This window comes from Vibrio sp. V43_P6S15P86 (genome assembly GCF_009904725.1).
GTDB lineage: Bacteria > Pseudomonadota > Gammaproteobacteria > Enterobacterales > Vibrionaceae > Vibrio > Vibrio diabolicus.
This window is the reverse complement of sequence record NZ_WXWT01000389.1, coordinates 1-5,102: the sequence shown is the minus strand read 5'-3', so window position 1 is coordinate 5,102 and position 5,102 is coordinate 1. Positions and strand designations below refer to the sequence as shown.

At 43.4% G+C, this 5,102-nt stretch carries 6 protein-coding genes; all 6 read left to right on the top strand.

From position 1 onward, the window contains the following. Nucleotides 1-310 precede the first annotated feature (310 nt). The 6 genes from hinT to ycfP all read left to right on the top strand — a co-directional run bounded on the left by hinT (nt 311) and on the right by ycfP (nt 4,700). Entirely contained in the window at nt 311-661 is a 351-nt protein-coding gene (gene hinT, locus CAG69_RS17635; protein WP_005390611.1) for a purine nucleoside phosphoramidase, read from the top strand. A gap of 71 nt (nt 662-732) precedes the next feature. Continuing rightward, on the top strand, nt 733-2,130 hold the full coding sequence (locus CAG69_RS17630; RefSeq protein ID WP_085343469.1) for a COG3014 family protein: 1,398 nt from the start codon (nt 733-735) through the stop codon (nt 2,128-2,130). Further along, a complete protein-coding gene (locus CAG69_RS17625; RefSeq protein WP_005390620.1) occupies nt 2,130-2,522 on the top strand; it encodes a YcfL family protein in 393 nt (130 codons plus the stop codon). The genes CAG69_RS17630 and CAG69_RS17625 overlap by 1 nt, the downstream gene beginning before the upstream one ends. A gap of 66 nt (nt 2,523-2,588) precedes the next feature. Continuing rightward, nucleotides 2,589-3,179: a penicillin-binding protein activator LpoB gene (gene lpoB / locus CAG69_RS17620; protein WP_005378467.1), complete on the top strand. Its 591-nt coding sequence runs from the start codon at nt 2,589-2,591 to the stop codon at nt 3,177-3,179. Between the two features lie 24 nt (nt 3,180-3,203). Continuing rightward, nucleotides 3,204-4,085, top strand: coding sequence for a thiamine kinase (thiK, locus tag CAG69_RS17615; protein ID WP_085343470.1), 882 nt, complete (start codon nt 3,204-3,206; stop codon nt 4,083-4,085). A 75-nt stretch (nt 4,086-4,160) separates the two neighbouring features. Beyond that, a complete protein-coding gene (ycfP, locus tag CAG69_RS17610) occupies nt 4,161-4,700 on the top strand; it encodes an alpha/beta hydrolase YcfP (RefSeq protein ID WP_012842003.1) in 540 nt (179 codons plus the stop codon). The last annotated feature ends 402 nt before the right edge of the window (nt 4,701-5,102 follow it).

The window sequence follows — 5,102 nt, the reverse complement described above, 5'->3', positions numbered from 1 at the left end:
GAGCAAAGCCCGCATACATCCTTTTAATAACTGAACCTCGCATAAGTGAGCTTCCTCTCCCAAAATAGACAAGCTACCCAAGAATTTTGAGCTTACTTGGGTATAAAAATAATAATTGTCTTAAAAAAGTAACAAAATTCATTGGATTGTATTGAGTTTGTGACGCGCATTTTATGACGCACACGACAAAAAAAGCTTCGTTAATTAGCGTTTGATTAATAATGTTAAGTGAACACTGTTTTTATTGAGCTCCGCTTTTGGTTGGCGCATACTAATTGGGGTCTAATTACCTTTATAAAATGGAGTCCTCATGGCGGAAGAAACGATCTTTAGTAAAATTATTCGTAAGGAAATCCCTGCCGATATTCTTTATCAAGATGAGTTGGTGACTGCGTTTCGCGATATTAACCCGCGCACACCGAGCCATATTCTCATTATTCCGAATAAATTGATCCCAACAACGAATGATGTTGAAGCTGAAGATGAAGCAATGATGGGGCGTTTGTTCACTGTTGCTAAAAAACTGGCGAAAGAGGAAGGCATTGCGGAAGACGGTTATCGCCTGATCGTTAATTGTAACCCGCACGGTGGCCAAGAGGTTTACCATATTCACATGCACCTATTAGGCGGTCGTCCTCTAGGTCCAATGGTATTGAGCTAAGCTTTAAAAAGTGGGTGGCGCAGTTCACCCACTTCTTTTTCCTGTCGAATGACACATTTGTGGAGATAAATGTGAAACTAGGTGTAAAGCTGTTAGGGCTGATGAGCTGGGCTTTAATGGCCTCTGGCTGCGCGAATTTGTCTGCGGGCAATCTGTTTAGTCACTACAGCAACCAGAATCAAGAAGTTTATCAAGCCGTTGTTGCAGGGGAATATGCGAAAGCGAAACAACTTCAATCGAGCGAAGTGGGTGGTGAGATACTTGGCAACTTTGAAAAGGGCCGTATTTCTTTTCTTGCTGAAGATTACCCGACAAGTTTGAAAGCGCTGGAAAATGGTTATCGTGCCGTTCGTGTTCAGCAAGATCGCGCGACTATTTCTGTGTCAGAAACGGCAACGAGCGTCGGCTCTCTCGCAGTGAACGACAATCTCCAAGATTATCATCCCGCCGATTATGAACTTGGCTTTCTGCACCTTTATCTCGGGCTAAACTATTTACAGAAAAACGATTTGGAAGGGGCACTTGTTGAAGTGCGTCGAGCCAATCAAGTTCAGGAAGCGGCAAGAAAGGCGCGTGAAAAAGAACTAAAAGCAGCAGAAAAAGACCTGAAAAAGCAAGGCATGTCTGCCAATTTAGGCAGTGTGTTGGCGAGCTACCCTGATGCTGGTAAAAAACTAAGCGCAGTACAAAACGGCTATTTGTTCTATCTTTCTGGCTTGTTATATGAAGCGTCACGAGATTTAAACAGTGCTTATGTTGATTACCGACGAGCACTCGCTGTGATGCCAGACAACAAACAAGTTGTTGAAAGCACGTTGTACGCCGCTAAGAAACTAGGCATGCGTGAAGACTTACGCATGCTAGAGAAACGGTATGGTAAAGCACCTTCTGGGTTAACTCAGTCTCAAGGTCGAGTCATCGTTATTGATGAACAAGGCGTTGTGGAGGCTTTGAAAGGTTGGCGTATTGATCTACCGATTTACGACAGTCGCGATAATGGGGCCATTTATTCGTTGGCGCTTCCTTATTATCCGAATCGGGGTGCTCAACGTTTTAGCGATGTGGTTTTAAATGGTCAGGTATTGCCTTCTAGCACGCTGACTGATGTTAATGCGATGGCACAAAACGATCTTAATGAACGTCTGACTACAATGGTGATCCGTCAAGCTCTTCGCGTTTGGGCAAAAGATCGAATCCGAAAAGAGGCGGCGAAAAAAGGCGATGATGTGGGTAACATACTTTTCAATGTATGGAACACATTGACCGAGCAGCCGGATACGAGAAGTTGGCAAACATTACCAGCGCAAGTGAAAACGGCATCAAAAGTCGTGAAACCGGGAACACAAAGTTTAAACTTGGGTGATCAAACCTATCAGTTTGAAGTGCCTGCACAGCAGACTACATTGGTATGGGTATCTCGTCAGGGAACACACTCAACCGTGTGGCATAAACAGCTAGGGAGACTGTAATGAAAGCATGGCTTATTTGTTTAGCAATGGCTATTGGTTTAGTTGGATGCGCCGAAAACACGGCTGGTATTCGAATTGATGGTCAAACGCAAAAAGTATTTTTTAATGATAACGTTTTGGGTAGTCGCTTATTAGTTGACAACATCACCACCACTTACGTTGATGATCGTCCACGTGGAGTGGTGCAACTAAGCAGCAACTATAAAGGTGACCAGCACATTCTTTACCGCTTCTATTGGTATGACAATAATGGTTTAGAAGTGAATACCAAGCCAGGCCCATGGCGCAAAATGATTGTGCGAGGGTTTGAGCAAGTCACATTATCTGAAGTTACTGTGAATCCAAATGGCACTAAATTCCGTGTTCAAATTAGAGAAGCACAAGACAATTAATCTTAACGGCTTTGCCGAAGCTGCCGCGTTAACGATGCGCTGGTATTGAAAAACTAAGGAACTCTCATGAAAAAAAGTATTATTGCTCTTTTAGGTCTTGCCGTCATTTTGGGTGGCTGTTCTAACAAAGTCTCTTACGGCGATGCGCAAGCAACAGAGACCACAACTATCGATTTTGGCTCAACAGATTTACAAAAAATCGCGGCTGAAATGGTGGATAGCATGATGATGTCGGGTTCTGTAGCAGCAATTACTCGTGATCAACGTCCTATCGTTTTTGTTGAGCGAATTAAGAACAAGACCAGTGAACACATTGACACTGAATCCATTACCGACACTATTTCTACTAAGATGCTGAACTCTGGTAAGTTCCGCTTTGTTGATATGGACCGTGTTGAGTCTGTGCGTGAACAGCTTAACTTCCAAAACACGGATGAGCTGGTTAACCAAAGCACAGCGATCCAATTTGGTAAAATGGTGGGTGCGCAATACATGCTTTACGGTAACCTATCTAGCATCGTCAAAAATGCAGGTAGCGATAAAGATGTATACTACAAGATGACCATGCGCCTAATGGACCTAGAAACAGGTTTGATTGAGTGGGCGGATGAAACGGAAATTCGTAAAGCGCAATCGAAGAGCCTATTCGGTCTTTAATCGATACTGATGGAGAAGTCATCAATGGCATGGTTTTCTTGGCAACAAGCAAAACAGTTAGATCCGAGTCTTAATGCTCTCGATGGCTTCTTTACTGAGCCTCCGGTAAAAGTTCAAACCGTTACCGGGGGGCTAACCAACCGCTGTTGGCGGTTGGAATCCTCTCAAGGCCTTGTATACATCTGGCGACCGACCAGTAATGTTTGCAAGGCTTTTTCAATTTCTCGCCACAATGAATATCAAGTTCTGAATGCTATCTCTTCGTTAGAAATTGGCCCCAAGCCAGTGTTTATCCACGAGCAAGGTTTACTGGTGGAATGGATCGAAGGGCAAGCACTTTCGGATGTAGGGCTACCAGTAAGAGATTTATTATCCATTGCGGCGACCATTCATCAGCACCCGATCAGCGCGCTCCCTTTGGTTCCATTTTCTTATATTTCTCGCATCGATCATTATTGGCTTGAGCTTGATGGTCAGTATGCGGATACGGAATTTGAGGCTCTATACATGAAGTGGCGCACGGAACCGAGTGTAGCGCCGGTTCCACTAGCTCTTTGTCACTTTGACCTGGGGTGTTACAACCTCGTTCGGGGAGAGAGTGGGGTGAAAGTCATTGATTGGGAGTATGCTGGTATTGCTGACCCTAGGCTTGATTTGACCTTGACTATTCAAGTCGCGGATGCGCCTGTGGAAGAGGCGGTGAAACAGTATTGCCAGATTCGAGGTATCGAAGATGCGTCTCTTTGGTTAAGTGGTGTACAGGCGTGGCAGCCAAGAACCCTAGTGATGGCGATGCTTTGGTATCTACTGGCCTATAAATTGTGGGGAGATGAACAATACTTAAACAGTGCGCATGAGTTGAAAGGCTCATTGTGTATGGAAGATCACTGTTTTGAGAACTCGTGATATTTTCCCCTTTAACAGTAAGGAAATAGTGGTAGTTTTAATAAAAGTACCAGATACACACAGGGAGAGGTACACATGATTATTTACTTACACGGCTTTGACAGTACAAGCCCGGGTAACCACGAAAAAGTTCTTCAACTGCAATTCATCGACGACGACGTTCGTTTTATCAATTACAGCACCCTTCACCCAAAGCACGACATGCAACACTTGTTAAAAGAGGTGTCTAAAGTTATCGATCAATCGGATGATCCAAACCCGTTAATCTGTGGGGTTGGTTTAGGTGGTTATTGGTCTGAACGAATTGGTTTTCTATGCGGTATCAAGCAAGTGATGTTTAACCCGAACTTGCACCCAGAAAAAACGATGGCTGGTCGAATCGATCGCCCAGAAGAGTACGAAGATATCGCAACAAAATGTGTTGATCAGTTTCGAGCGAAAAATCAGGCTCACTGCTTGGTGATTTTATCCAAAGATGATGAAGTGCATGACAATGCGAAAACTGCAGCTGAGTTAGAAAAATACTATCAAATCATTTGGGACGAAACGCAGTCCCACAAGTTCAAAAAGATCTCTCACCATTTACAAGCGATGAAGGCATTTAAAAATACTTAAGAGTGTTTGAGTGTGAACAGTAAAGCGGCATTTTTTATCGGCTGCTTTGCTGCGACCCCCTCTTGTGAGTAGGCCGAGTCACTTTCTCTTTAAAGGCCTCATTTTCTTGGTTTAGCGCTTAGAATATTGTGTTCTCCTTACCGTTTTCTTACTTCCATCCTATGTAGCACGAATACCTTGTTGTAGAGTAGTCGAAAAGTAGTCAATCCGTACTCGTCACACGGATTTTGGTTGCCTTCAAAGTACGTCTCTATATAATGAACCAGACTAAAATAATTTGATAAATATCAAAAAAAATTGAGAGCGAGTAATAAACTTGCCCAAAAATCTCTGGCGTCGTATGCGTACCAGACAAATATGCTGAATCCTAACAAGTTATTGATAGATAAAGAATAAAATTAG